The sequence below is a fragment of the Bradyrhizobium sp. i1.15.2 genome (assembly GCF_040548425.1).
Lineage (GTDB): Bacteria > Pseudomonadota > Alphaproteobacteria > Rhizobiales > Xanthobacteraceae > Bradyrhizobium > Bradyrhizobium canariense.
Map to the genome: position 1 here is coordinate 394,661 of NZ_JBEPRQ010000002.1, position 25,562 is coordinate 420,222.

General features: G+C 63.7%; 23 protein-coding genes and 1 tRNA gene. 6 read left to right on the forward strand and 18 right to left on the reverse strand.

Annotation, left to right across the window (positions count from 1 at the left end; genetic code table 11):
* The first annotated feature begins 20 nt into the window (after positions 1-20).
* Entirely contained in the window at positions 21-1,352 is a 1,332-nt protein-coding gene (locus tag ABIB80_RS06655; protein ID WP_007599577.1) for an MFS transporter, read from the forward strand.
* Between the two features lie 83 nt (positions 1,353-1,435).
* Here ABIB80_RS06655 and ABIB80_RS06660 read toward each other — a convergent pair whose 3' ends face one another.
* Genes ABIB80_RS06660 through ABIB80_RS06670 form a run of 3 tightly spaced genes read right to left on the reverse strand, consistent with a single transcriptional unit; the run spans position 1,436 to position 4,040 of the window.
* On the reverse strand, positions 1,436-1,849 hold the full coding sequence (locus tag ABIB80_RS06660) for a Rieske (2Fe-2S) protein (RefSeq protein ID WP_007599578.1): 414 nt from the start codon (positions 1,847-1,849) through the stop codon (positions 1,436-1,438).
* A complete protein-coding gene (locus ABIB80_RS06665) occupies positions 1,849-2,958 on the reverse strand; it encodes an amidohydrolase family protein (protein ID WP_219682963.1) in 1,110 nt (369 codons plus the stop codon). Before ABIB80_RS06665 ends, ABIB80_RS06660 begins: the two co-directional genes overlap by 1 nt.
* A 23-nt stretch (positions 2,959-2,981) precedes the next feature.
* Positions 2,982-4,040: an amidohydrolase family protein gene (locus tag ABIB80_RS06670; protein WP_007599583.1), complete on the reverse strand. Its 1,059-nt coding sequence runs from the start codon at positions 4,038-4,040 to the stop codon at positions 2,982-2,984.
* A gap of 168 nt (positions 4,041-4,208) precedes the next feature.
* On the opposite strand from ABIB80_RS06670, the gene ABIB80_RS06675 reads away from it, so the two are divergent.
* Entirely contained in the window at positions 4,209-4,691 is a 483-nt protein-coding gene (locus tag ABIB80_RS06675; protein ID WP_007599585.1) for a CinA family protein, read from the forward strand.
* Between the two features lie 29 nt (positions 4,692-4,720).
* Here the strand turns inward: ABIB80_RS06675 and ABIB80_RS06680 are convergent, their stop codons facing one another.
* From ABIB80_RS06680 to ABIB80_RS06715, 8 genes are all read right to left on the reverse strand, one after another.
* A complete protein-coding gene (locus tag ABIB80_RS06680) occupies positions 4,721-6,193 on the reverse strand; it encodes an amidase (protein ID WP_007599586.1) in 1,473 nt (490 codons plus the stop codon).
* A gap of 231 nt (positions 6,194-6,424) precedes the next feature.
* Positions 6,425-7,396 carry an iron exporter MbfA gene (gene mbfA / locus ABIB80_RS06685; RefSeq protein ID WP_219682962.1) on the reverse strand — a complete coding sequence of 324 codons (972 nt, stop codon included), beginning with the start codon at positions 7,394-7,396 and terminating at the stop codon, positions 6,425-6,427.
* A 62-nt stretch (positions 7,397-7,458) separates the two neighbouring features.
* Positions 7,459-8,610 carry an alpha/beta hydrolase gene (locus tag ABIB80_RS06690; protein WP_007599588.1) on the reverse strand — a complete coding sequence of 384 codons (1,152 nt, stop codon included), beginning with the start codon at positions 8,608-8,610 and terminating at the stop codon, positions 7,459-7,461.
* A gap of 133 nt (positions 8,611-8,743) precedes the next feature.
* Positions 8,744-9,613 carry an MBL fold metallo-hydrolase gene (locus ABIB80_RS06695; protein WP_007599589.1) on the reverse strand — a complete coding sequence of 290 codons (870 nt, stop codon included), beginning with the start codon at positions 9,611-9,613 and terminating at the stop codon, positions 8,744-8,746.
* Between the two features lie 16 nt (positions 9,614-9,629).
* Positions 9,630-10,826, reverse strand: a complete 1,197-nt coding sequence (locus ABIB80_RS06700) for a serine hydrolase domain-containing protein (protein ID WP_354127142.1) — start codon at positions 10,824-10,826, stop codon at positions 9,630-9,632.
* A 21-nt stretch (positions 10,827-10,847) separates the two neighbouring features.
* On the reverse strand, positions 10,848-11,459 hold the full coding sequence (locus ABIB80_RS06705) for a glutathione S-transferase family protein (protein WP_007599593.1): 612 nt from the start codon (positions 11,457-11,459) through the stop codon (positions 10,848-10,850).
* Between the two features lie 143 nt (positions 11,460-11,602).
* Positions 11,603-12,445, reverse strand: a complete 843-nt coding sequence (locus ABIB80_RS06710; protein WP_007599594.1) for a fumarylacetoacetate hydrolase family protein — start codon at positions 12,443-12,445, stop codon at positions 11,603-11,605.
* A 129-nt stretch (positions 12,446-12,574) separates the two neighbouring features.
* Positions 12,575-13,423, reverse strand: a complete 849-nt coding sequence (locus tag ABIB80_RS06715) for an MBL fold metallo-hydrolase (protein WP_354127143.1) — start codon at positions 13,421-13,423, stop codon at positions 12,575-12,577.
* Positions 13,424-13,546: 123 nt separating this feature from the next.
* Here ABIB80_RS06715 and ABIB80_RS06720 point away from each other — a divergent pair, with 123 nt between their 5' ends.
* On the forward strand, positions 13,547-14,026 hold the full coding sequence (locus ABIB80_RS06720) for a DUF3775 domain-containing protein (protein ID WP_007599599.1): 480 nt from the start codon (positions 13,547-13,549) through the stop codon (positions 14,024-14,026).
* A 12-nt stretch (positions 14,027-14,038) separates the two neighbouring features.
* Here ABIB80_RS06720 and ABIB80_RS06725 read toward each other — a convergent pair whose 3' ends face one another.
* The 5 genes from ABIB80_RS06725 to ABIB80_RS06745 all read right to left on the reverse strand — a co-directional run bounded on the left by ABIB80_RS06725 (position 14,039) and on the right by ABIB80_RS06745 (position 19,733).
* Positions 14,039-15,028 carry an NADPH:quinone reductase gene (locus ABIB80_RS06725; protein WP_354127144.1) on the reverse strand — a complete coding sequence of 330 codons (990 nt, stop codon included), beginning with the start codon at positions 15,026-15,028 and terminating at the stop codon, positions 14,039-14,041.
* The gene (locus ABIB80_RS06730) at positions 15,025-15,807 is read right to left on the reverse strand and encodes an SDR family oxidoreductase (protein WP_354127145.1); all 783 of its coding nucleotides are present in this window, start codon (positions 15,805-15,807) and stop codon (positions 15,025-15,027) included. Before ABIB80_RS06730 ends, ABIB80_RS06725 begins: the two co-directional genes overlap by 4 nt.
* Positions 15,808-15,938: 131 nt before the next feature.
* Positions 15,939-16,451 carry a CvpA family protein gene (locus ABIB80_RS06735; protein ID WP_219682958.1) on the reverse strand — a complete coding sequence of 171 codons (513 nt, stop codon included), beginning with the start codon at positions 16,449-16,451 and terminating at the stop codon, positions 15,939-15,941.
* 104 nt (positions 16,452-16,555) lie between these two features.
* Positions 16,556-18,148, reverse strand: coding sequence for a GMC family oxidoreductase (locus tag ABIB80_RS06740; RefSeq protein ID WP_354127146.1), 1,593 nt, complete (start codon positions 18,146-18,148; stop codon positions 16,556-16,558).
* A gap of 115 nt (positions 18,149-18,263) precedes the next feature.
* The gene (locus tag ABIB80_RS06745) at positions 18,264-19,733 is read right to left on the reverse strand and encodes a coniferyl aldehyde dehydrogenase (protein ID WP_354127147.1); all 1,470 of its coding nucleotides are present in this window, start codon (positions 19,731-19,733) and stop codon (positions 18,264-18,266) included.
* Between the two features lie 313 nt (positions 19,734-20,046).
* Here ABIB80_RS06745 and ABIB80_RS06750 point away from each other — a divergent pair.
* Positions 20,047-20,123, forward strand: a tRNA-Met gene (locus ABIB80_RS06750).
* Positions 20,124-20,239: 116 nt separating this feature from the next.
* Here the strand turns inward: ABIB80_RS06750 and ABIB80_RS06755 are convergent.
* Complete coding sequence (locus ABIB80_RS06755; protein ID WP_035973552.1) at positions 20,240-20,551, reverse strand: ArsR/SmtB family transcription factor; 312 nt, start codon at positions 20,549-20,551, stop codon at positions 20,240-20,242.
* Positions 20,552-20,644: 93 nt separating this feature from the next.
* Here ABIB80_RS06755 and ABIB80_RS06760 point away from each other — a divergent pair, with 93 nt between their 5' ends.
* Complete coding sequence (locus ABIB80_RS06760) at positions 20,645-21,397, forward strand: SDR family NAD(P)-dependent oxidoreductase (protein WP_106942175.1); 753 nt, start codon at positions 20,645-20,647, stop codon at positions 21,395-21,397.
* A gap of 221 nt (positions 21,398-21,618) precedes the next feature.
* Here the strand turns inward: ABIB80_RS06760 and ABIB80_RS06765 are convergent, their stop codons facing one another.
* Positions 21,619-22,113, reverse strand: a complete 495-nt coding sequence (locus ABIB80_RS06765; RefSeq protein ID WP_354127148.1) for a hypothetical protein — start codon at positions 22,111-22,113, stop codon at positions 21,619-21,621.
* Between the two features lie 259 nt (positions 22,114-22,372).
* Here ABIB80_RS06765 and ABIB80_RS06770 point away from each other — a divergent pair, with 259 nt between their 5' ends.
* The gene (locus ABIB80_RS06770; protein ID WP_354127149.1) at positions 22,373-25,426 is read left to right on the forward strand and encodes an ATP-binding protein; all 3,054 of its coding nucleotides are present in this window, start codon (positions 22,373-22,375) and stop codon (positions 25,424-25,426) included.
* The last annotated feature ends 136 nt before the right edge of the window (positions 25,427-25,562 follow it).

Here is a 25,562-nt window from a genome sequence, read left to right on the forward strand (position 1 = left end):
GTCTTCAGGGGAGTAACGCCATGGCTGGACCAGCAGCATCGACCAATCCGCCCGAGATCAAGTCGCGCATCGGCGCGATCCTGCGCGCAACGAGCGGCAATTTCCTCGAGCAGTTCGACTTCTTCCTGTTCGGCTTCTACGCCGCCGCCATCGGCAAGGCATTCTTCCCGTCCAGCAACGAGACCGCCTCGCTGCTCAACACCTTCGGCGTGTTCTGGCTCGGCGCATTGATGCGTCCCGTCGGCGCGATTGTGCTCGGCGCCTATATCGACCGCATCGGCCGCCGCAAGGGCCTGATCGTCACGCTCGGCATCATGGCCGTCGGCACCGTCGTCATCGCGTTCTGCCCGAGCTACGCGACCATCGGCATCGCCGCGCCTGTCATCGTGCTGATCGGCCGTCTGCTGCAGGGCTTCTCCGCCGGCGTCGAGCTCGGTGGCGTGTCGGTTTATCTGTCGGAGATTTCGACGCCCGGCAATCGCGGCTTCTACACCTCGTTCCAGTCGTCGAGCCAGCAGGTCGCGATCTTTGTCGCCTCGATCCTGGGCTACCTTCTATCCGAGGTAATGCCGGCCGACACGGTGGCCGCATGGGGCTGGCGCATTCCGTTCTTCGTCGGCTGCCTGATCATTCCCCTGATCTTCTTCCTGCGGCGGACGCTCGAGGAGACGCCGGCCTTCCTCGCCATGAAGAAGCATCCGACGGCGAACGAAGTGTTCGCCTCCGCACTCGCCAATTGGCGCATCGTCCTTCTCGGCATGATGATCGCGGTCCTGACCACGACGACGTTCTACTTCGTCACGGTGTACACGCCGACCTTCGGCAAGACCGTGCTCAAGCTGTCGAGCCAGGATGCGCTGTTGGTGACGCTGCTGGTCGCCGTGACCAACTTCTTCTGGAATCCGGTCGGCGGCGCCTTGTCGGACCGCATCGGCCGCAAGCCGGTGCTGATCACCATCGCCTGCCTGTCGCTGGTCACGGCCTATCCGGCGCTGCACTGGCTGGTGGCAGCGCCGAGTTTCGGCAAGCTGCTCGCCGTCGAGATGATGTTCTCGTTCTATTTCGGCGTCTACAGCGGCACCATGCTCGGCGCGCTGGTCGAGATCGTGCCGGCGCATGTCCGCACCACCTGCTTCTCGCTCGCCTTCGCGCTCGCGGCCGCCCTGTTCGGCACCTTCACGCCGTTCGCCTCGACCCTGCTGATCGAGCACACCGGCGACAAGGCCTCGCCCGGCTTCTGGCTGATGTTTGCGGCGCTGCTTGGCGTCATCGCGGCCTCGGTCGTGTATCGGGGCGGCGGCAAGGCGGTGCCGACATATGATGCGGTGGTCGAGCCGGTGGCGGGACACTAGGACGGTGTCATTTCTCCTGGTACTCCCGTGGCACGATGGACTCCGGGCTCGCCCTTCGGGCGCCCCGGAATGACCGCGGGAGCTTACAACTCCACCACCACGTAGTCGCTCTCCACGCTGACCGGAATCGTCTCGGCGACATACGGCCCCTTCACCACGCTCGCACCCGGCTCGACATGAGCCGGGTAGGCCTTCACGCGGAAGCGGCGGGGGTCGCAGTAGGACTGGCCGGTACGGATGTCGAACTCCCAGCCATGCCAGGGGCAGCGAATGATCTCGCCGAGCTTGGTATATTCGATCTCGCCCGGATCCTTCGATTGCGCGAGCCCGATCAAGGGTCCCTCGCACAGCGCCGCGCCCTGATGCGGGCAGCGGTTCATCAGGCCGAAATATTCACCCTTGATGTTGAAGATTGCGATCGGCCGTCCGTCGATCTCCAGAAATTTTCGCGTGCCGGGCGGAAGCTCATCGACCGCGGCAATCACATGCCGCGCCATCAAGCGATCCCGTACAGCTTCTTCGCATTGCCGAGATAGAACGCCTCGCGGTTGTCGTCACTGACGCCCGCGGGCAACACGCGCGACGGCTCGTCGTAATCCCAGTGCGGATAGTCGGTGGCGAACAGGAGCCGGTCCCAGCCGATCCACTTGATGACGTCGAACAGGTCCTCGCGCCGCTCCGGATCCTCCATCGGCTGCGTCGTCCACCACACCTGCTCGCGGATATATTCCGACGGCGGCCGTTTGACATGCGGCACCTCGCTCCGCAGCCGCTGCCAGACTTTGTCGAGCCGCCACGCCAGCGACGGCGCCCAGCCGAAGCCGGCCTCGATCATCACCATCTTCAATTTCGGGAAGCGCTCGAACACGCCCTCCAGTACCAGGCTCGCAAGCGCCGATTGCTGGCACTGCGAGTGGCCGACCATCTCCTCGATGTAATAGGAAGGCCAGCCCGACGGCGTGATCGGGTTGCCGCCGAAGCCGAAGGCGTGGACGCCGACGGGAAGGCCGGCCTCTTCCGCGGCCTGATAGATCGGCCAGTAGCGGCGCTGGCCGAGCGGCTCGACATTGCGGCTGAGCAGCAGCACCTGGACGAAATTCTTGTCGCCGGCGCGCTCGCGGATTTCCGCGGCGGCCGACAGGCCGTCCTCATTGCCGACGACGATGGACGCCTTCAGCCGCTTGTCCTTGCTGGTCCATTTGTCGATCTGCCAGTCGTTGATCGCCGAGCACAAGGCGGCCGAGAGCTCGTGGTTGCGGATGCCCTGCCCGGTGTTGAGCGGATTGAGCACGCCGAGCTGCACGTTGTGGGGATCGAGCAGCTGCTTCTGCATGAAGGACAGCGAGGAGCCCTGCGGCCCGCCTTCCGGCGGATAGGCGTCGCGGCGCGAGGCGTTGGGTTGGGCCTTCGGATAGGGCGGACCTTCCATCATGCCCTGATAGGCATGGACGCCGTAGACTTCGAGATGATGCTGCCAGCGTTTGGCGAGGTAAGGATAGAGTTCGGCGCGGGTCGCGCGTGCCGGATGGATGTCGCAGTCCGCGATTGCGGTTTTGACGGTCAGTGGGGAAGCGGCTTCGGAGCTTTCGCGGAACTGAATATTCATCGCCTTGCCTCCTTTGGCAGCGGCTAAGTCAGGCGGGGATAGGTCGCATGCGGATTATCGATCATGATCTTGCGCACGAGATCGGGGGTGAGACCTGCGGGCAGCGCCTCCTGGCCGTCGAACTGCCAGTGCGGATAGTCGGTGGAGAATACGACCAATTCGTCCGACTGCATATGATCAAACAGGCGAATTAATGTCGTCTCGTCCGGCGGCGCATCGAATGGCTGTAACGAGAAGCGGATGTTGCTGCGCACAATGTCCAGCGGCGCGCGATCGACCCATGGCGTCTCCATCCGCACCCCACGCCAGAACTTGTGCAGGCGCCACAGAAATGGGGAGATCCAGGACACGCCAGATTCCAGCATCACCATCTTCAGTCGCGGATATTTGGCGAACACGCCCTCGACGATCAGGCTGGTGAGCTGGGTCTGGAACGCCTGGGCCTGACCGGCATAATCCTCGATGTGGTAGGAACCCCAGCCCACGGCGGTCGGCGGATTGTGATAGGCGGAACCGGCATGAATGCCGATCGGTAATTCCAGCCGTTCTGCCGCCTCATAGATCGGCCAGAGCGCGCGCTTTCCGAGCGGCGTATCGCCCATCACCAGCATCAGCACCTGCACGAAGCGGCGATCCGCCGCACAGCGCTCGATCTCGGCGACGGCCTTCTCGACGCTTTGGGTGGGGATCACGATCGAGCCGCGCAGCCGCGGGTCGCGATCGAGCCATTCCTTCACGAGCCAGTCGTTCAGTGCGCGGCAGAAGGCGGCCTGCAGATCCTCGGAAAACACCATCTGCACGCCATAGAGCGGATTGCAGATGGCATGCGAGAGCTGAAAGGGATCGAGCACATGGCGCTGCATGTCCGCAAGGCTCTCGCCCGGCTTGCCGCTTTCGGGGCGCCAGTCGGGCCGCGCCGTGATCGGCGAGTTCTGCGGGTAGGATTGCGAGATGAGATCGACCATGCCGCGCGTCGTCACCTGATCGCGCCAATAGTCGTTCAGGTACGGCAGCAGGCTGGTCAGATGCGGCACGGCCGGATGCACATCGCAATCCACCCCGCCGGCGATCAGGGACGCCATGACGTGTCCTTCACGTTTCCTCGTCGCGTCTTCTCGCGGGCGGCGCTTGGCCGCTCCGCCTCTTGACTGCCATTCAAGCAGGCCTGCCCGTTGGCTGCAACTCGGCCAAGGCCGCTGTCATATGCTAGAAAGGCCGAGCTCGGTTGCGAAGGCATAAGGGGTCAAGGAATGAAAGAGCTCGTCGGCGTTGCGGAACAGGTCGCAGCGAAACTGATAGCGCGCAAACAGACAATTGCCGTGGCGGAATCCTCGACCGGCGGCCTGATCTCGGCCAGCCTGCTCGCGGTGCCCGGCGCGTCCGCCTATTTCCTCGGCGGCGCCGTGGTCTACACCCGCGATGCCAGGCGCGTGCTGATGGATATTTCGGACGAAGGAATGAAGGGCTTTCGTTCCTCGTCGGAGCCCTACGCGCAGCTGCTGGCCGAGCGGATGCGCAGCCGCTTAAACTGCGACTGGGGCCTGTCCGAGACCGGCGCGTCCGGTCCCACCGGCAATCGCTACGGCGATGCGGCGGGCCACAGCTGCATGGCGGTCGCCGGGCCCGCGATCGAGGTGATGACGCTGGAGACGGGCAGCAACGACCGCTTGGCCAATATGCAGATGTTTGCGGCGACAGCGCTGAAATTGCTGCTGAAGAATCTGGAGCAGTGACCTGGCGCGCCGTCGCAACGACGAACGCATCAATCGTCGAACATCTTCGGCGGCACGAACCCGCCGAACTCGAGTTCGATCAGCTCGGCGAGCTTGAGCGGCGTCCGGTCCTCGAGGAAGGGCCCGATGATCTGCACGCCGACCGGCAGCCCGTCCTTCGACAGGCCGAGTGGAACAGCCGTTGCCGGCAGGCCCGTCAGCGTGGCAATGCCGGGCCACGCAAGCTGGTCCGGATAGGCGTGGTCCTTGCCGTCGATATTGATCCGGCGCTTTTCCTGCTCCGGCGAATGATCATGCGGATAGGCCGGCGTGGGCATGATCGGACAGATCACCGCATCGAATGTCCTGAACAGGTGTCGCCATTGCGCGCGTAGGCCGGCGCGGGCGCCTTCGTCGAATACCCAGGCCTGATGCGTGCTGGTGATACCACGCAGCCGTTCGGCAGCGAGGCTCTTGTCGTCGGGCGAGAGCTGCGCTGCACCGGCACGCGCGCCCGCGAGATCGTCCGGCGGAAGGAAGGCGCCGAGGAAGCTCATCAGCATGCGCATGTAGAGGCGAGAGGCATCGGTGAAGTCGGGAAACAGAGGGCTTTCCCGCGTGATGCTTGCACCTGCGCCCGCCAATTGTTTCGCCAGCTTCTCGATCGTGCTGCGAATATCGGCATTCGCAGGCAGCAGCGGATGGCTGTCGATCACCAGCACGCGGAAATCCTTCAGCGCGCGGTGTCGCGCCTCCGGCAGCGCGAGCTTGTATCCGATGCCCAGGTCCAACGGATCGGGGCCTGCCATCACGTCCAGGAGCAGGGGCAGGTCGACTGCGCTCCGCGCCATCGGACCGATCACCGCCATGTCGCGCTCCATCGGGATGGCCGGAAAGGGCGGCGGCGTGTGGCCGCGCGTTGGACAGAGATTGTAGGTCGGCTTGTGCGCATAGACCCCGCAGTGGAAGGCGGGCACGCGCAGCGAGCCGCCGATGTCGGACCCGAGCGAGAGTGGTCCGTAGCCTGCCGCCAGCGCCGCAGACGAGCCGCCCGACGAGCCACCCGGCGTGCGGCCGAGATCGAATGGATTGTTCGTCGTGCCGTAGATCTCGTTGTAGCTCTGCCAATCAGCTAACCCCACGGGCACGTTGGTTTTGCCGAGGATAACGCCACCGGCCTCCTTCACCCGGGCGATCGACAGCGCGTCGTCCGCCGGCTTGAAATCTTTCTGCGGCGTCCAGCCCCAGCTCGTGGGCAGGCCGGCGATGTTGAAGGATTCCTTGATCGTCATCGGCAGGCCGAGCAGCGGCTTGCGCTCGCCGCGCGCCAATGCGGCGTCCGCCTCGCGTGCGGCGTCCAGCGCGCGATCAAAATCCCGCACGCAGATCGCATTGACCTTGCCGTCGTGCCGTTCGATGCGATCGATCGCATCGCGGGTGAGCTCGACCGCGGAAACCTTCTTGGCGGTCAACGCGGCCGACAGTTCGACCGCGCTCTTGAAGCTCCATTCGGATTTGGCCATGGCGCATCTCCTGTTCTTCTTGTCGAACGATGATGCGCAGTTTGGCCCAGCACCGCAACCGCCGTTTGATCGCGATTGACATGTGAGCAAGACGGAACGCGGTGAGCCAAGCACCCACTCGCAGTCATCGCCCGGCTTGACCGGGCGATCCAGTATTCCACCGGCGCCGATCGGACGCGGAGAGGTCGCGGCGTACTGGATGCCCCGGTCAAGCCGGGGCATGACAACGTCCTACGCGGCGCCGATCAAGATCCCCACCGCCAGCACGATCGCGCCGCCGAGCACGATCTGGAACACGGCCTGGAGGAACGGCGTGTCCATGTAGCGCGCGCGGATGAAGGCGATCGCCCACAATTCGAAGAACACGACAATTCCGGCAATTCCGGTCGCGATCCAGAATGCGTTGGCCCAGCTATCGGGCACGAGATAGGGCAGGGTGTGCCCAAGGCCGCCGAGCGTCGTCATCAAGCCGCAGGTGAGACCGCGCAGCCAGGGCGAACCACGTCCGGTTAGCGAGCCGTCGTCGGACAGCGCTTCCGCAAAACCCATGCTGATGCCGGCACCGATCGAGGCGGCGAGGCCGACCAGAAATGTTTGCCAATTCTGATGCGTGGCGAAGGCAGCCGCAAACAGCGGCGCCAGCGTCGAAACCGAGCCGTCCATCAGGCCGGCGAGACCTGGCTGCACATATTGCAGCACGAACATGCGCCGGTTGGTGCGGTCTTCCTCGGCGCGCACGTCTGAACTCAGGATCTGGTCCGTTAGCTTCGCCGCCACCTCTTCGTGGCCTTTCTCGGCTTCGGCCAGATCGCCGAGCAGGCGGCGCACGCCGACATCTTGCGCCTGTTCAGCGGCCTTCACGTAAAAGCGCTCGGCCTGCAATTCCATTGTCTCGACTTCCCTGCGGATGGTGTCGAGCGGCAGGTTTTTGGTGAGCCAGACCGGACGGCGGCGCAGGAAGCCTTTGACATCCTCGCGGCGGATCGGGGGCAAATGCGGACCGAAGCGCTGCTCGTACATTTCCAGCAGCATGTGGCGATGGCCGCGCTCTTCCTCGGCCATCTGCTCGAAGATCTTGGCGGAGTCCGGATAGCGCTCCTTCAGGTCTTCGGCGAAGCTCATGTAGATGCGGCTGTCCTCCTCCTCGGAGGAGATCGCGACCGCAAGCACCTCGCGTTCGGTCAGATCGGCAAAATTCTTCACGGCGGCCCTGTCTGATTAGTTTAGAACAATTCTAAACTATATAGGGCGCTTGGGTTCCCGGGTCAAACCACGCCGCGGCTCTTTGCTAGGAAATCGAGTAGCAGTCGGCTTACCTCGGCCGGCTGCTCCTGCTGCACCCAGTGACCGGCGCCGTCGACGAGGTGGCAGCCGAGCAGCTTCGTGCAGGCCCGCGCCTGCATGGCCTCGAACACGCCGGGACGCTGGTAGGTGCCCCAATCCTGCTTGCCCGAGATGAAGCAGGAGGGGACGTCGATGGTGCGGCCGGCTAGCAACTGGAGCTGGTTGTTGAACGCACCCGATGTGCCGCAGCGATACCATTGCAGGCCGCCCTGGAATCCAGTGCGGCCATATTCGGCGCTGTAGTAGCCGAGCTCGCGGTCGGGCAGCCATTGATTGGCGGCGATCGCGGACGGCGATGGCATCTCCTTTGCGACCGTCTCGGCCATGGTCTCGTTCAGGTCCATCACATAATAGGTCGGCAGCTTCGCAAGCTCATTCGCCGACCAGGACTTCAGCGGATATGGCTTGTTGTCGGTCCAGTCCGCGCTCTTATGGTGATAGTAGGCCCGCAGGAAATCATGCACGCCCTGCGCCGCGCGGTGCATGTCGGCATTGGCCGGGCGTGTCGCATAGTACCACTGATAATGCTTGCGTGGACGCGGCAAGGCGGCGAGCTCGCGATGCACGGGGTCTTCGGACGGTGGCTTTGCCGGCGCGTCGATCGTGTTGAACGGCAGCGGCGGCGCTCCGCCGAACGGCGCGCTCATCATCGTCACCGAACGGAACACGTCGGGCCGCATCAGCGCGCACCAGGCCGCGACTGGGCTGCCGAAATCATGTCCGACCACATCGACTTGCCTGTACCCGAACGCCGACACCAGCCCGAGCGCATCCCGCACCAGGTTGAAGAGCGAAAACGGCGCGAGGTCGCCGTCATACTCCGCACTCCATCCCGTCGTCCGGCCATAGCCGCGCTGGTCCGGGGCGATCACGTGATAGCCGGCCGCGCTGAGCGCCGGCATCACCTTGCGCCAGGAGAAGGCGAGCTCGGGAAAGCCGTGCAGCAGCAGGATGCAGGGCCGCCCCTTGGTCTCGAAGCCTGCCTCCAGCACATGCAGGCGCAAGCCGTTGATATCGTCGACATAGCGTGAGCGGATGCCGGCGGGGAGAGGGATCTCGGGGAGGTTGGTCATTGCTTTCTCCACACGGGTGGAATCGTAGGGTGGGCAAAGGCGCGCTTCGCGCGCCGTGCCCACCATCATTCTATAACGCGTTTGGCATGGTGGGCACGCTTCGCCTTGCCCACCCTACGGGATCTCGGCTAGATCACACCGCCGCGCAGACGAAGCCGCTGCCCTTGCGCCGGATCTTTCCTACCGACGGCGAGGGGAAATGCGCGGTGCAGCACAGCGTGTCGGTGTCGCAATAGCGTTCCAGGAAGCTGCGGCGCGTCGTTGCCGCCTTGGCCTGATCGAGGTCGAATTTCACCGACATCTCCGGATAGAGCGTCTGGATCGGCGAGTGCATGAGGTCGCCGGAGAACACGGCGTCGTCCTTGCCGTGTCCCATCGTGATGGCGATATGGCCCGGCGTGTGGCCCGGCGTCGGCAGAATACGAACGTGATCGCCGATCTGGTGATCGTTGCCGACAAGCTCGTGGCGTTTGGCCTCGACCACCGGCAGCACGCTGTCCACGAACGGCGGCACCTCCGCCTTCGCATTCTGCTCGGTCCAATGATCGAATTCCTGCTTGGCGAAGACGTAGCGCGCTTTCGGGAAGGTCGGCACCCAGCGGCCGTTCTCCAGCCGCGTGTTCCAGCCGACGTGATCGACATGCAGATGCGTGCACATCACGAAGTCGATGTCGTCAGGCGAGAATCCGGCAGCGTTGAGTCCGCGCAGATAGGTGTCGTCGGTCTTCATGTTCCATTTCGGACGCTGCGGCCGCGGCTTGTCGTTGCCGATGCAGCTGTCGACCAGAATGGTGTGGTGCGGCGTCTTGATCACATAGGACTGGAAGCACAGCATCAACGTGTCGCTGTCATCCAGGGCTTTCGCCTGCCTCATCCACGCCCGGTTCTCAGCCAGCAGCTCCGGTGTCAGCCCCGGCAACATCTCCAGCGCCGGCACGAACGAGGTTTCCTGCTCGACGACGCGATGGATGGTGAGGTCGCCAACCGCGTATTTCAGGCTCATGCTCGCTTCCTTGCACTCAGCGTGCGTCACGCACGGATGGAATGACGATGTTGGAGAGGACGTCGATCGCGGCCAGCCCTTCCTTCGGCTGGCCGTATTGGGCAGCGGTGGTCATCATGACGAGATCAAGCTCGGGCACGATGAAAATGCGTTGTCCGCCCCAGCCGAAGGCGCCAACCCATTTGATTTCCCTCCCGCCGGCCAGCGAGCGGCCCATCCACCATTGATAGCCGTAGAACAGCGTGCCGCCGAAATAGCCGATCGCCTGGAAGCGCGGTGCGATCGATTGTGCAATCCAATCGGCCGAGACGATTTGTTGGCCGTTCCACTGGCCGCGATCGAGCACGAGCTGGCCGAGCTTGGCGGCATCTCGCGGACGCAAGCGCAGGCCGGCGGCCGCCGCGATCTTGCCGTTCTTCGGGTAGGCCTTCCACGCGAAATCGGCGATCCCGAGCCGCTGGAACAGCGCCTCGCGCGCAAACGTCTCCAGCGGCTTGCCCGAGACGCGTTCAAGGATATTGCCGAGCAGTTCAGTCCCGCCGCCATTATAGGTCCAGAGCACATCCGGCGGCGCGGCGACCGGCCTTCCGAGCACATAATCAATCGGATCGGCTTCAAAGGTGAGATGCGGCTCGTCGTTGTTCGGATCGGTCCATGCCCGCGCCTCGTCCCATTTCATTCCCGAGGACATCGTCAGCAGATGGCGCAGCGTGATGGCCTCCCAGCCCGCCTGCTTCACCGCCTGATGGTCGGGGAAGAATTTGAGCACAGGTTCGTCGACGCCTTCGATCAGCTTGCGATCGATCGCGATACCGATGAGCAGCGAAACGACACTCTTCGATGCCGAACGCATGTCGTGCTTCGTCGTCGCGGTGAATTCGTGCTGGCCTTCCGGCTGTCCCCAGGGTTGATCGTAGCCGGCGAAGTATTGCTCGAAGACGAGCTTGCCGTGGCGCGCGACGACAACCGAATGAACCGAAGTCGCGCGTTGTTCGAGTCGTGCGGCGATCCCGCAAAGTTTTGCGCCGTCCATGCCGACGCTGTCGGGCGACGCAGTCGTCCAGCCGTCGTCGGTTGACGATGGCGGCTCGCAGGCGAGGTTTCGCTGTCCAGGCACCATGCCGTCGGCTTGCACGGAAGTGGTTGAGACGGTCAACGCGAGCATGAGGCTCGCGCCGAGAATGCTGAGGCGGGGGAAGCGATCGCGCATCATCCTTCTCCCGCAGTCGCGATACTACGCCGCCGGCGGCACCGAGATCTTCACGGAGGGCCGCTCCAGCATCTTCTGGTGGAACGCGTCGAGCTTCGGATAGGCCTTGCGCCAGCCGCAATCGGCAAAGCGGAAGTCGGCATAGCCGAGCACGCAGACGAGGCCGATCTGCGAGATGTCGAAGGGGCCGTTCAGCACCTCGGGCATGTTCTCGAAGCGCGCCATTCCGGTCCAGGCCCGGTTCCAATGGTCGTCCGACCACGCCTGCCATTGCAGGCCCTGCGGCCGCACCATCTTCTCGTAGCGGCACAGCAGCATGGAATCGAGCATGCCGTTGATCAGGGCATGATTGGTCTTGGCCTTCCAGCGGCGCGGACCGTAGTCCGGGATCAGGCTGCCGCCGGCCATCTCGTTGAGATATTCGACGATGACGTACGAGTCCAAAATAACGTCGCCGTCATTGGTGATCAGGACCGGTAGCTTCTTCAGCGGCGTGATCTTCGAATAGTCCTCGTTGGCCGTGCCGGGCGCGACGGCTGCCGGCGTGAACTCGATCTTGTCGATCAGCCCGAGCTCGATCGCGGCGATGCGCACCTTGCGGGCGAAGGGCGAGGCGGGGGAGAAGGTGAGCTTCATGGCGAGTATCCAAAAAATGAAAGTTTTAGTTCGTCATTGCGAGGAGCGAAGCGACGAAGCAATCCAGGCTGTCTCCGCCGGACGATCTCTGGATTGCTTCGCTTCGCTCGCAATGACGGCGTGGCGACAGTGATGATCGCGGCTTACGCCGCGACGATCTCCTGGCGCTGCTCGCCGAGGCCCTCGATGCCGAGCGTGATGACGTCGCCGACATTGAGGAAGGTCGGCGGCTTCATGCCGAGGCCGACGCCGGGCGGGGTGCCCGTCGTGATGATGTCGCCCGGCAGCAGCGTCATGAACTGCGAGACATAGGAGATGCACTTGGCCATCGAGAAGATCATGGTCTTGGTCGAGCCGGTCTGGCGGCGCTGGCCGTTGACGTCGAGCCACATCGGCAGGTTCTGCACGTCCTTGATCTCGTCCTTGGTGGCGAGCCAGGGGCCGAGCGGGCCGAACGTGTCGTGCGACTTGCCCTTGGTCCACTGACCCAGGCGCTCGATCTGGAAGGCGCGCTCGGAGACGTCGTTGCAGACGCAGTAACCGGCGACGTGGTTGAGCGCGTCGGCTTCAGAGACGTATTTTGCGCGCGTGCCGATGATCGCGGCGATCTCGACCTCCCAGTCGAGCTTGGTCGAGCCGCGCGGCTTCTCGACGGCGTCGTTCGGGCCGGACAGCGAGGTGTTGGCCTTCATGAAAATGATCGGCTCGCTCGGGATCTCCGCGCCGGTCTCCTTGGCGTGGTCGCTGTAGTTGAGGCCGATCGCGACGAATTTCGACATGCCGGTGACGGGGGCGCCGAACCGCGGCTTGCCGGAGACGGCGGGCAGCGAGGCCGGATCGAGCGCCGCCAGCTTCTTCAGGCTCTCGGGCGAATAGGCCTCGCCGGTCAGGTCCTTCACATGCGCCGAAAGGTCGCGCAACTGGCCGGATTTGTCGATCAGGCCGGGCTTTTCCGCACCCTTCTCGCCATAACGAACAAGCTTCATTCTCGTTTCTCCCTGGACTGGACCGATCGGTTGAACAGCTTCATGGAACAGGGCGGCGGGAAATTCAACCGCTCAAAGAGGGGCGCATTGCAGCCCTCTCAATTCGGGAGGTTCGTCCGGGGCACGAGACTAGGCCAGCGCCTCGAACCTGAATGCGTCCCCGTCCCGCTTGATGTGCCCGGCCGAAAAATGCCCGCCGATCACCAGCGTCGGGGTGTCGGCAAACCGGCCGAACAATTCGCGCCGCGTCGCGGCAGATTGGCTTTGGTCGGAATCCGCGGTCGAGGACCAGCCGAGATGCGCCATCTGACAGGGATGATGGGCAACGTCGCCCGTCAGCAGTCCCTGCTCGCCGTCCGACTGGATCAGAATGCTCATATGCCCGGGGCTGTGGCCGGGGGTCGGGATCATGCTGATCTCCTCGCTGAGCCGGTGGTCGCTCGCGACCAACTCGGCCCGGCCGGCATCGACGATCGGCTTCACGGAATCGCCAAACACGGCCTGCTTGTCCGGCTCGGTGGAATGGTCGCGCCAATGCTCGTACTCGGTCTTGCCGAAGACATAGCGCGCGTTGGGGAAGGTCGGCACCCACTTGCCGTCAACCCATTTCGTGTTCCAGCCGACATGATCGACATGAAGATGCGTGCACAGCACGGTATCGATACTCTCCGGCGGAAAGCCCGCCGCAATCATCGTCTCCAGGAACGGCGTGGTGCGATTGTTCCAGGTCGGGACGTTGCGGCCCTGCTTGTCGTTGCCAAGCCCGGTATCGACCACGATGCGGTGCGAAGGCGTCTCCACCACCAGCGAATGGATCGACATTTTCAGCCGGCCTTCTTCCGTGGCGAAATGCGGGATCAGCCAAGGCAGCTTCTGGATTTCTGCATTGCTCGCCAAGGGCAGAATGAAGCGGGTCGAGCCGACCGTCTCCAATTCCACGATCTTGCTGATTTTGACCCTGCCGACCTTCCACTGCATCCGGCGCATCCTCATGTTCTTGCTTTGGCGGGGAACATGCGCAGTTTCGCCGTCAGGCGCAATGGATCATCTGACGCGGTGCGGCGTTATCGCGGGAACCCAGGGAAAGACAAAGGGCCAGCCATGCCAGAGCTTGCGATTTCCGCGGAGAAGGTCGCCTTCATCATCGAAAAGGCGCGTGAATTCGACGTCAAGCAGGCGGATTCCGATCCAGATTCAGGCTCGAACGCGACTGATGACGACGCGGTCGACGTCCTCGAGGATGACGGCTCCGATCCGGTCGTCAACGAGCTCGGAAGTTTCATCGTGGCCTTGAACGAGGACGAGCAGATCGATCTCGTCACACTGACCTGGCTCGGCCGCGGCGACGGCACGATCGACGATTGGGACGATTTGCGCGCACGCGCGGTGGAGGCGCGCGCGGAGTATCGCAGTCCCCGGCGCGAAACGGCGCATTATCTGCTGGGTGAGCCGATGCTGGGCGATCTGCTCGCCGACGGGCTCGACGAATTCGGCGTCGACTGGACCGACGGAAACCCAGTCGCCGATTCATCCAGTCCGAGCCAGCGGGACGAAGACGAGCCCACCAAGCAACAGCGGTGATTCCGGCCGATATCAGCGCGCGCAGTCGACGACCACGGTGCCGAGCTTGTCGCCTTTCTCGACGGCGATATGGGCCTGCGCCGTCTCCGACAGCGCAAACTGCGCCGCGACATTGTGGATTCGCGGCCCCGCCGCCAGCCAGTTCGAGATGTCGGCCTGCGCCGCCGCGAGCAACGCCGGCGGCAGCGCGAACAAGACGAGCGAGCGGAGCGTGATGCACTTCTCCATCAGCTCGCGCATCGGCACGGTCGGCGTGCGGTTGCCATTCGTGGCGTAGACCGCGATGGTCGAATTCATGGCCATCAACTTCAGCGTCGTCGCAATGTTGCCGCCGAAATCGACATCGACCAAGTGGTCGACCCCGCGTCCGCCGGTGAAGGCCATCGCCTTGGCAACGACATCTTCGTCCCTGTAATTGACCACGAGATCGGCACCGGCTTGTCGCGCCTGCTCGCCTTTCATCGCCGAGCTGACGGTCGCGATCACCTGCGCGCCGCCCCATTTCGCGAGTTGCACGGCGTAATGCCCGACGGCACCCGCGCCGCCGGTGACCAGCACGGTCTTGCCGACGATCGGCCCGTCCGCAAACAGGGAGCACCACGCCGTCATTGCGGGAATGCCCAGCGTCGCGCCTTCCGCAAAAGAGAGATTGTCCGGCAGCGGCGTCACCAGGTGCTCGGCAAGCGCGATATGTTCGGCCGCGGTGCCAAAGGCGCGGCCGTTGCGCTGGCCGTTGAACAGCCAGACCCTGTCGCCGATCTTGAACCGTGTCGCGCCATCGCCGATCTGGTCGATAAAGCCGGCGCCATCGCTGTTCGGAATGACACGCGAAAATTCCTTCGCGCGATAGCTGCCCCCGCGCCGGCCGACATCGGCCGGATTGACGCCGGAGGCTTCCAGGCGAACACGAACTTCGCCTGGACCTGCGACCGGCGTCGCCATCTCACCATAGGTGAGGACGTCCGCCGCCGGTCCTGTCTCCTCGTACCAGACTGCTCTCACAGCGTTCCTGGGAATGCACCGCCATCGAGCAGAAGGTTCTGCCCGGTGATGAAGCCCGCCTTGGCGCCGCACAGGAAGGCGCAGGCGTAGCCGAACTCGTCGGGGTCGCCGAAGCGGCCCGCGGGATTGAGCTTGGCGCGCTCGGCCAGAACCTGGTCCGGCGTGATGCCGCGCTTCTCGGATTCGCCTTTCGCGGTGCTGCGCAGGCGGTCGGTCTCGAACGGGCCCGGCAGCAGGCCGTTGATGGTGACGTTGTTGATCACGGTCTTGCGCGACAGGCCGGCAATGAAGCCGGTGAGGCCGGCGCGCGCGCCGTTGGAGAGACCGAGAATGTCGATCGGCGCCTTCACCGCGGCCGAGGTGATGTTGACGATGCGGCCGAATTTGCGCGTCATCATGCCGTCCACGGTCGATTTGATCAGCTCGATCGGGGTCAGCATGTTGGCGTCGATCGCCTTGATCCAGTCGTCGCGGGTCCAGTTGCGGAAATCGCCGGGCGGCGGTCCGCCGGCATTGTTGATCAGGATATCCGGCTCGGGGCAGGCCTTCAGCACGGCCTCGCGGGCCGCCGGCGTCGTGATGTCGCCGACGATCTCGGTGACGGTCACATCAGGATAGGCCTTGCGGATGTCGTCGGCCGTCTTCTTCAGGGCCTCGGCGCCGCGCGCGGTCAGCGTGACGTGAACGCCGGCCTCGGCCAGCGAGATGGCGCAGGCGCGTCCGAGGCCTTTGCTGGATGCGCAGACGATGGCGCGGCGACCTTTGATCCCAAGATCCACTGTTTCACTCCCGTAATGTCAGCTAGGTTTTTAGAGCCGCTATTCTAGCCAACCTTGGCGCCGCTGATAAGGGATTGGCTCGCATCAAAATGCATGCACGCTCGCGCGGCGATGCAAATGTGCGGGCATCATCAGATGTGCCGCTCCTGCTTGAGACGGTCGATCGCGGAGGCCGCCTCCGGCGGCAGCGACTTGAAGCCCATCCGGCCGACCGTCGAGAACAGCGGCCGCAGGTGCGAACCGGCGAGAAACGGCGGCTCGCGGTTAGCCGGCACGATCTGGTCGAACACCAGCACCAGGGTGGTGGCGACGAGGCCGACCCTGATGGCGCCGAGCGCTGCGCCGCCAAGCCGGTCGCCGATGCCGGCCTGCCGTATCGTGTCGCTCAGCGCCAGCCGGCCGAGATGTCCAAACAGCATGCCGACTACCACGAAGATGCTGAAGAACCAGAGCCAGTTCTGCAACAGCGGCGCATTCGGATTGCCCGCGACCTGAGGGACGATCAGCGGCATCAACGCGACGGCGATGGGGGCGGCGAGGAGATAGGCCAGGATCGTCATGGCGCTGCCGAGCAGGCCGGTCCTGAAACCGAAGCCGATCGCGATGACGAACGCCGCATAGACGGCGAGATCGAAACTGTTCATGCGCGGGAGCCTGCCATGGAACGAGTGAACGCAGAACCAATCATTCCGGTTTCAGATCGTTAAAATCGTCTGTACTTTTCCTGGCTCCGACAGCTCAGGAGACACTACCGCATCTCCGCCCTGATCATATCCGCCGCCTTCTCCCCGATCATGATGGTCGGCGCATTGGTGTTGCCGCCGATCAGTGTCGGCATGATCGAAGCGTCGACGACGCGCAGACCCTCGACGCCGTGCACCTTCAGCGCCGGATCGACCACGGCCATCGCGTCGGTGCCCATCTTGCAGGTGCCGACGGGATGATAGACGGTGTCGACACGCGCGCGCAGGATGGCGCGGATGTCGTCGTCCGTTCTCACATCGGACGTGAACATGTCCTTCTTCTGCAACGCGCGCATCGCGGGCGTCTCCATCAGCCGCCGCGTGGTCTTGAAGCCGGCGACCATCGTCTCGAGATCCTCCGCCTCGCCCAAGAAATTCGGATCGATCATCGGCGCCGCCAGCGGATCGGCGCTTTTCAGCCAGACGCTGCCACGGCTCTTCGGCCGCAACAGGCAGACGTGGCACGAGAAGCCCGCCTCCTTGTGCTTCTTGCGGCCGTGATCGTCGAGCATCGCGATGATGAAGTGCAGCTGGATGTCGGGCACATCGAGGTCGGCTCGGGTCTTCAGGAAGCCGCCACACTCGGCGAAATTGGTGGTCATCAGTCCGCGCCGGTCCCGGCGATATCGCTGGATGGCGCGGAGCAGGGATGGCAGCCGGCCGAGCGATGAGTGGACGAAGTGCGGATAGTCGGAGGCGTAGACGAACACGAAATCCGGATGATCCTGCAGATTGCGTCCGACGCCCGGCAAATGATGCACGACGCCGATGCCGTGCGCGGCGAGCGCCTCGCCGTCGCCGATGCCCGACAGCATCAGCAATTGCGGTGACTGGAAGGCGCCGGAGGCGAGGATCACCTCGCGCCGCGCGCGCAGCTGCTTTGTCTGCTTGCCCTGGATGTATTCGATGCCGACCGCGCGCCCACCTTCGAACAGGATGCGCGTGGCATGCGCCTGCGTCTCGACACGCAGATTGGCGCGCTTGTCCATGTGGGGATGCAGATAGGCGCGTGCCGCACTCCAGCGCTCGCCATTGTGCTGCGTCACCTGGTAGCTGCCGAGCCCTTCGTGGTCGTCTTCGTTGAAGTCCTCGCGGATGCGAAACTGCGCCTCGCGGGCGGCCTGATGGAAGACGTCGTGGATCGGATTGTCCGAGCGCAGCCGGTTGACATGCAGCGGGCCGCCCTTGCCATGATAGGCGCCGTCGAAATCGGCGTTGTTCTCGGAAGCCTTGAAATAGGGCAGCACGTCCGCGTACGACCAACCGGCATTGCCGAGCGAGGCCCAGTGGTCGTAGTCCCATTTGTTGCCGCGGATGTAGACCATGGCATTGATCGCCGAGGACCCGCCGAGCCCCTTGCCGCGCGGTTGATAGCCGATACGGCCGTTCAATCCCTTCTGCGGCACGGTATCGAAGCCCCAGTTCGCGACCTTATATGGCAAAGCGAGTCCGAACGGCGTGGTGATCCGCCAATTGTCGTTCCGTCCGCCGGCATCGAGCAGCGTCACGGATGTCCCCGCATCCTCCGACAGCCGCCCCGCCACCGCGCAGCCGCCGGAGCCCGCGCCCACGACGACGAAATCGAATGTGTCCGTCACTGATGTTTCCCCCTCTTGCATTTTTCTTCTCGTCATTGCGAGCAAAGCGAAGCAATCCAGAATCCCACCGCGGAGACAGTCTGGATTGCTTCGCTGCGCTCGCAATGACGGGCAATTACGACATGAACCGCATCATCTTCTCCAGCCGCGCGATCTTGCCGCCGTAGGGCGGATAGAGGTCGGCGAGCCGGTTGAATTTCGAACGATAGAACACCGGCTTCAGCTTGCTGAAGGTGCGAAAGCCCCATTCGCCGTGATAGGCGCCGGTGCCGGATGCGCCGACGCCGCCCATCGGCTGGTTGATCTGCGCGAAGTGGAACAGGCAGTCGTTGATGGTGACGCCGCCGGAGACGGTACGCGCCAGCACCTCGTCGCGCGCATTGCGGTCCTTGCCGAACCAGTACAGCGCCAGCGGCCGGTCGCGGGCGTTGACGAAGGCGATGGCGTCGGCCGGTTCGCGATAGCCGAGCAGCGGCAGCACCGGTCCAAAAATCTCCTCCTGCATCACCGCCATGTCTGCGGTCGCGCCCGCGATCAGCGTCGGCGGGAATTTGCGGTGCGCCTTCCAGTTGGGATCGTCCGGCTTCGCCGGCTGCAGGATCTTGGCGCCGCGACGTGCCGCGTCCGCGACGAGATTTTCCAGCCGCGCATAATGTCGGTCGGAGATCACGGAGGTGTAGTCCTTGTTGGCGGGGTCGGTGCCGAACATGCGCCGCATCTGCGCGCGCAGTTTTTCGGCGAAGGCCTGCAGCGAGCGCTCGGGCACCAGCACATAGTCGGGCGCGATGCAGGTCTGCCCGGCGTTGAGCAGCTTGCCGTAGGCGATGCGCTCGGCGGCCTCTTCGAGGTCGGCCGAGGCGTCGATGATAACAGGCGACTTGCCGCCGAGCTCGAGCGTGACGGGCGTGAGATTGCGCCCCGCGGCCTCCGCCACCAGCCGTCCCACCCGGGTCGAGCCGGTGAACACCAGATGATCGAACGGCAGGTGTGCGAAGGCCTTCGCGACCTCGTCCTCGATGCCGGTGACGAACAGCTCCGCAGCGTCGAACCGCGCGGCGATCGCCTCCTTCAGCAGGCTTGCGAAATGGGCAACGTGTTCGCTCGGCTTGATGATGACACGGTTGCCGGCGGCGAGCGCGCCGATGGCGGGCGCGAGCGTCAGCTGCAGCGGATAATTCCACGGCGCGATGATGCCGACGACGCCGAGCGGCTGCGGCATCAGCCGGTTGCGCGCGGGCAGGAATTGCAGCGCCGTCGAAACGCGCTGCGGCGCCATCCAGCTGTTGAGGTGTTTCGTCGCATGACGGATCTCGGAGAACACCATCATGGTCTCGGCGATATTGGTCTCGACCGCGCAGCGGTGGCCGAAATCGGCCGAGATCGCCTGCCGGAAGCGCTCCTCGTTGTCGGCGACGACAGTGCGCAGCCGTGCCAGCCGGTCGAGCCGCTCGGCGAGGCCGGGCGCCGGCTCGGCCCGCGACCGCGCGACCATGGCATGGAAGGCGTCTTCGAGGGCTCGCAACGGGGCGCTCAGCGGGGATCGGTCCAAGGGGCGATCCGAGGGGCCGTCCAGGGCGTGGTCCATGGCGTTCTCCCCTTTTAAGTGGCGTTTCCGCGCGGTTTTGTTGCCAGCAAGCTGGCCCCTTGTGGAACTTCTGGCAAGGGCGGGCCAAACAGGCCGCAAATTCGTCCACCGCGCTGTCATAAAGTCGAAAAAAACGTCCCCGCAGCCCTTTCCAAAGGCACGTCGGGTTGGTACATACCGCCCGCACCCAACGGGCTTTGCCCGGGGTTGCCTTCCAAGGAAGCCTTCGGGACGGACGAAGCAAGCCACGCGAACAGCGCCGGCCCTTCATTCACCGTCCCCGGCACTTTCACGAAGGCAAAGCAACGGTTAACGCGGGGTGGAGCAGCCCGGTAGCTCGTCAGGCTCATAACCTGAAGGTCATAGGTTCAAATCCTATCCCCGCAACCAAGTTCGGACCTTACCGGTCCCGATCCGAAAATGGCCCGCGCTGAGCGGGCCATTTTTGTTTTGGCCGCGCTCCGGTGAAAACGTCGGCCGCAGCTTACGCAAGAGTGGGGGACGCCTCACTCCGGATAGCTAAGGATCATCTTCAGTAGCTTCGGAAACCGCGCATTGATGTCCTCTTCGCGCAGGACATTGCGGTGCTGGACGCCTTGCTTGGACGTCCGGATCAGGCCGGCCTCGCGCAGGATGCGAAAATGGTTCGACAGGGTCGACTTCGCCATGTCAGGGCAGGGCGCCGCCTCGGTGCACGACATGCAATCGTTCTGTGCGGCCAGGCTTTTGACGATCCGCAGCCGCATAGGGTCCGCGAGCGCTCCCAGCACCCCAGCCAATGAAATCTCGCTCCGCGGTGGGTGAACGAACTGCACCATGCACAAAATATAGCACCTCCCTTGAACTCATTCAATAGTTCATTAGTATTGAACTATTGAATATCGGCGTCGTGCCGGATGATGGAGAAGGTGATGACCAAGAGACTCGAAGGAAAAGTTGCGCTCGTGACCGGCGCATCCAAAGGCATCGGTGCCGAAATCGCCGCCCGGCTCGCGGCCGAGGGCGCGGCGGTCGCCGTCAATTACAGCTCCAGTAAGCAGGCCGCCGACCGCGTGGTCGCCGCCATCGTCGCCAAGGGTGGCAAAGCCGTCGCGGTCCACGGCAATCTGGCCGACGCCAAGGACGTGACAAGCGTGGTCGCAGAGACCGTAAAGGCGTTCGGCGCGATCGATATCCTCGTCAACAACGCGGGCATTTACGAATTCGCCCCGCTGGAGGCCATCACGCCTGAGCATTTCCATAGGCAATTCGACCTCAATGTGCTTGGCCTGCTGCTGGTCTCGGGCGAAGCGTCGAAGCACTTCAACGCCAATGGCGGAAGCATCATCAACATCAGCTCCGGCGTATCGACCATCGCGCCGGCGAACACAGCCGTCTACACCGCGACCAAGGCGTCGGTGGATGCAATCTCCGCCGTCCTGGCGAAGGAGCTGGCGCCGCGCAAGATCCGCGTCAACGCCGTCAACCCGGGCATGATCGCCACCGAAGGCGTCGTCTCGGCCGGCCTGCACGAAGGTGACATGCGCAATTGGATCGAATCCACCACCCCGCTTGGCCGCATCGGCAAGGTCGAGGAGATCGCTGCCGCGGTGGCCTTCTTCGCTTCGGACGACGCATCGTACGTCACGGGCGAGACGCTTCACGTCACCGGCGGCCTTCGCTGAACTTGTCGGCTTAAGGAGGAAATGGCGCGCCTTGCGCGCGCCATTTTTGCTCGGAGCGCAAAGGCAGCTCAGAACTGCGCAATAGCCTTCCCGTCCGCCGCCGACCAGGATCGACAGCGCCTCGGCGTGCGGGGAGATCCGGGAGTCATTGCCTCCCCCGTGCCTGTCGGCGAGCGCGGGAGGTGCGGCAGCCATTCTGACGCGTCGAATGCATCCGAAGTTCAGGGTCTGTGCGGACAGACCATCGTCAGATAGAGCAGCGTCGGCGCCTTGTCCTCGCCATCGCAATACTCCCACTCCAGCCGAATCTCATGCCGGTGCGCATAGGCGTCGCTCGCCTTGTGCGTGACGATCTTCGTCTTCATCGGGATCGGCGGCTCGGAGTTGAAGCACTTCCGGACGCAAGCATCAAGCAGATCGCATCGCGTCAAGGGGATGACGCCCGGCTCGTCTTTGGACAACGGGATCGTGTTGGGCTGGGTGCTGAGGTCGACGCGAGCCCGGCCCTTTTCCTTGTGCCAGTACGCCCCGCTCCCGGCGGGCCATTTGTCCGCCGGCGTCAGGATCAGGTGATACTGCCCGTATTCCAGGGTCGGCAAGTGGATGTCCGGGGACGCCTTGAGGATGTCCACGCTCCGCTGCATGTTTTCCAGCGGAAAATAATTGTCGTTCATCAAATCTTTGAATGGCTCTTCGCTATATACTCTCGCGCCCATTGTCTTTCCTCCAAATCTGGCGTCGCCGGGCGCAATATTTGGCTGTCCGGCAACACCGACCCACCCAATAGCCCGCCTTGCGCGGAATGAAGTTACCACCCAGCAGCGTACCCCGTCCATCCAAGGACCCTTCGTCAAGTGCGGTCTGTCGATTGTGTGCCGGTGTGCTGATTGCTTGGCAGCCGTCATCGAGTAGTCTTACATTCGTTGCTCGCGGCCTCTTGCACGAGCCAGGCCGCAACCGCTCGAAGGCGCTGGAATGCACTGCTTCACATGCCAGTCTACAATCACCCCAGGCGACAGCTGGTGCGCCAAATGCGGGGCGGCCGTGCGTCACCGCGTCGAACCGGATAGCGAGCGGCGGTTTGTGACGATCCTTCGTGCGGATGTCATCGATTCCACCGGTCTTGTTGCCGAATTGGAGCCGGAGGAAGCGGTCTCTCGCTTGGAGCCCGCACTGGCTGCCATGAGGGGCGCGGTGCGTCAGTTCGGAGGCATCGTCAGCAAGGAGCTTGGCGACGGAGTGGCAGCGGTGTTTGGTGCCCCGATCGCCGATGACAACCATGCCCCGCTGGCGTGCCATGCGGCCATCGAGCTCGTCCGGCGGGTTGCAGGCCTGGGGGATGCCGGGCTTCAGGTCAGGATCGGCCTGCATTCCGGACACGTCGTCGCCTATATGGTCGCCAGCGAATTCTCCAAAGTCTACGAGATCGGCGGCGCCGCCCAACATCTGGCCGCGCGGCTGGAAGCGGCGGCAGAAGCCAACCAGATCTACGTGTCGGAAGCTTGCCAGCAACTCGCGGACGGGCACGTCCGCTTCGATTTTCTGGGCCGCAAGGCATTGCGTGGCTTCGCGGAGCCCCTGCCGGTCTACCGGGTCATGGGCGCGAGCGACCTTTCGAGCTGGAGAGTGCGGCGGGCACGCAGTATTTCTCGGTTCGTCGATCGAACTGTCGAGCGCGCCTTGTTGAGACGCACGGCGGATAATGCCGGCTCGAGCCGACAGACCGTTCTTCTGCTGGGGGACGCTGGCATAGGAAAGTCACGACTGGCGCACGAATTTGCCCAGGACCTGAAGGCCGCGGGTTGGCGCCTGATCGATGCGGAGTGCAGCCCGAATTTGCAGGGAGCGCCATTCAGCACGCTCAAACGCGTGCTGCTTTCGATTTTTGAGACGACAGCAAGGGAAATGGGCAGCGCACGCGACCCTCGGTCCGATTTGCCGGTGATCGAACAATGCGCCGTCGAGGCTGTGCTGGACCTTCCGATCTCGCATCCGCAGTGGGATGAACTGGAGCCTCACGCGCGAGGACGTGCAATTTCCGACGCGAGCTGCGCCATTGTCGGGAGTGTAGCGCGTCACCAGCGCACAGTGCTCCTGATCGAGGACCTGCATTGGATCGATCGGGCCAGCGATACTGTGGTGGCTGCTCTGTCGTCACTACAGGCCGCCGGTCTTCTTGTGCTCCTTACAAGCAGGCCGGACGGCATGCCATTCTGGGTCGCGCGCTGCCAGGCTGAAGTCGTTGCGATGCGCCCATTGGACAATGATTCCAGTCGGGACATGCTGGGCGACATGCTCGGGTCATCGGACAATGCCGATCTGAAAGACCGGATCATTTCTCATACGGCCAACGTCCCACTCTTTATCGAGGAGGTCTGCCGTGGCCTCAAGGACAACGGCACGCTTCGGGGCCAGTGGGGCGACCTCGCTTTGGTCCGTCCGATCGACGAGCTTGGAATTCCCACGAGTATCCAGGGGGTCATTGCTGCGCGGCTCGATCGCTTGGCGAGGCCGGAACGCCAAATCTTGCAGATCGCGGCTACTCTGGGGCGACGATCCAGCGAAGCCATATTACGGAGCGTCGCGGCGCTCCCCGAAGACGTCTTTCAGACCTCCTTGGCGGCGCTTGATCGAGTCGATCTGCTGGTCAGGATCGATAGCGAATTGGAGAGCGTTCTTGAGTTTCGGCACGACATGGTCCGCCAAGTGACCTACGAATCGATGGTCGAAAAAGTGCGTGAAAGCATTCATTCGCGCATTCTATCGGCGCTAGAGTCCGACGGACGAAAATCCAGCGATTCTGACGAGCTTTGTTATCATGCGACTCGTGCAAAGGATTGGGACAGGTCCTTTGTCCACGGCCGGGCGGCAGCGCAAAAGTGTCTGGCTCGTTCTGCGTTTTCAGATGCTGCCACCTACTTCCAAACCGCGATGAAGTCGCTGGATATGATGCCGACGGGGCCTTCGCGTGAAGCTCGCGCGATAGATGTTCGTATCGAAGCACGCTCGGCCTTCATGGCGTCTGGATTGGTGGCCGAATGGTTTGAGCTTGGAAGAGAAGCGGAACGGCGGGCTAATGTCATAGATGATACTGCAAGAAAGATCGCCGCCATGACCGTCAGAGCGGCCGCCCAGAACTTTTACGGTACGCCGATCGAGGCGGTTGCAACCGGTGAACAGATCGTCAGCCTTGCGGAGCACGGGGGAGATCTCGGATGGCTCAACGTTGCGCTGTATGGCTTAGGGCAGGCCTATTTCCTCGCCGGACGCTACCGGGAAGCAGAGCGGACGGTCGCAAGAGCCTGCTATCGACTGGAGGGGCCAAATGCCGACGCCCCCAAGAGCACCATGCCTAAATATGTGCTCCTGCTCTGCTGCATGATGAAAAGCTTCACCCACACGGTGATGGGCGAGTTCGATCTCGCCGAGCAGCTTCAGCAACAGGCCGCCGCGATCGCGGAGGAAACCGGCCGCCCCTACGACCGTGTCGCCGCGGCCTATAGCGGCGGCTGGCTGATGCTCGGCCGCGGCGAGCCGGCGGCGGCCGCGGCCATTCTCGAGGACGGTTTTGTCCTGGCGCAGAAGCACGGCATCCGGCTGTTCGTGCCGGTGCTCGCCTGCCATCTCGGCATGGCCTATCTGGAGCAGGGGCTGTTCGACCGCGCGCGCGGCATGCTGACAGAGGCGCGGGAGGAGGCCAAGGCGGTCGGCTATACCTCGGCGGTGCTGCGCAGCTCGATCTACCTGGCGCTCGCCACCCACCGTCTCGGCGACGTCCAGGCCGCGCAGAACATGCTGCGCGAGGCGCGCAACACCGCGCGGCAACAGGGGTTCTCCGGGCTGGAGGCGGAGGCCCTGTTCGGCGAGGCCGTGGTGACGCCGCCGTTGGATGCGGAGGCCAAGGCGGCGATCCTTGGCGCCCTGCGCGCGACCATCGCGATCGCCGCCGAGAGCGGCGCGCTGCCGCTGCGGCACAAAGCCGAGGCGATGCTCAACGAAATGCAGGCGACCGATGACGAGCTCAGCTGACGGCAGCGGTGGCCGGGCCGCCATCGCGGGCCAAATCTGCCCGACGCGTCAAATAAATTCAGTAATCTTCGCAAGGACTTAGCTACTGTGCATGGGGTTGTTTTCGCTCTTTTATTTTGAAGGGCCCCCCATGGTG

Excerpts from the sequence above, each read along its gene's own strand:
- ABIB80_RS06680 (WP_007599586.1), bottom strand. The coding sequence starts at position 6,193 with ATGGCCAAATCCGAATGGAGCTTCAAGAGCGCGGTCGAACTGTCGGCC.
- ABIB80_RS06760 (WP_106942175.1), top strand. The coding sequence starts at position 20,645 with ATGACCAAGAGACTCGAAGGAAAAGTTGCGCTCGTGACCGGCGCATCC.
- ABIB80_RS06700 (WP_354127142.1), bottom strand. The coding sequence starts at position 10,826 with ATGATGCGCGATCGCTTCCCCCGCCTCAGCATTCTCGGCGCGAGCCTC.
- ABIB80_RS06705 (WP_007599593.1), bottom strand. The coding sequence starts at position 11,459 with ATGAAGCTCACCTTCTCCCCCGCCTCGCCCTTCGCCCGCAAGGTGCGC.
- ABIB80_RS06655 (WP_007599577.1), top strand. The coding sequence starts at position 21 with ATGGCTGGACCAGCAGCATCGACCAATCCGCCCGAGATCAAGTCGCGC.
- ABIB80_RS06735 (WP_219682958.1), bottom strand. The coding sequence starts at position 16,451 with ATGAACAGTTTCGATCTCGCCGTCTATGCGGCGTTCGTCATCGCGATC.
- ABIB80_RS06670 (WP_007599583.1), bottom strand. The coding sequence starts at position 4,040 with ATGGCGTCCCTGATCGCCGGCGGGGTGGATTGCGATGTGCATCCGGCC.
- ABIB80_RS06720 (WP_007599599.1), top strand. The coding sequence starts at position 13,547 with ATGCCAGAGCTTGCGATTTCCGCGGAGAAGGTCGCCTTCATCATCGAA.
- ABIB80_RS06710 (WP_007599594.1), bottom strand. The coding sequence starts at position 12,445 with ATGAAGCTTGTTCGTTATGGCGAGAAGGGTGCGGAAAAGCCCGGCCTG.
- ABIB80_RS06675 (WP_007599585.1), top strand. The coding sequence starts at position 4,209 with ATGAAAGAGCTCGTCGGCGTTGCGGAACAGGTCGCAGCGAAACTGATA.
- ABIB80_RS06690 (WP_007599588.1), bottom strand. The coding sequence starts at position 8,610 with ATGACCAACCTCCCCGAGATCCCTCTCCCCGCCGGCATCCGCTCACGC.
- ABIB80_RS06695 (WP_007599589.1), bottom strand. The coding sequence starts at position 9,613 with ATGAGCCTGAAATACGCGGTTGGCGACCTCACCATCCATCGCGTCGTC.
- ABIB80_RS06745 (WP_354127147.1), bottom strand. The coding sequence starts at position 19,733 with ATGGACCACGCCCTGGACGGCCCCTCGGATCGCCCCTTGGACCGATCC.
- ABIB80_RS06665 (WP_219682963.1), bottom strand. The coding sequence starts at position 2,958 with ATGAATATTCAGTTCCGCGAAAGCTCCGAAGCCGCTTCCCCACTGACC.
- ABIB80_RS06755 (WP_035973552.1), bottom strand. The coding sequence starts at position 20,551 with ATGGTGCAGTTCGTTCACCCACCGCGGAGCGAGATTTCATTGGCTGGG.
- ABIB80_RS06715 (WP_354127143.1), bottom strand. The coding sequence starts at position 13,423 with ATGCAGTGGAAGGTCGGCAGGGTCAAAATCAGCAAGATCGTGGAATTG.
- ABIB80_RS06765 (WP_354127148.1), bottom strand. The coding sequence starts at position 22,113 with ATGGGCGCGAGAGTATATAGCGAAGAGCCATTCAAAGATTTGATGAAC.
- ABIB80_RS06770 (WP_354127149.1), top strand. The coding sequence starts at position 22,373 with ATGCACTGCTTCACATGCCAGTCTACAATCACCCCAGGCGACAGCTGG.
- ABIB80_RS06660 (WP_007599578.1), bottom strand. The coding sequence starts at position 1,849 with ATGGCGCGGCATGTGATTGCCGCGGTCGATGAGCTTCCGCCCGGCACG.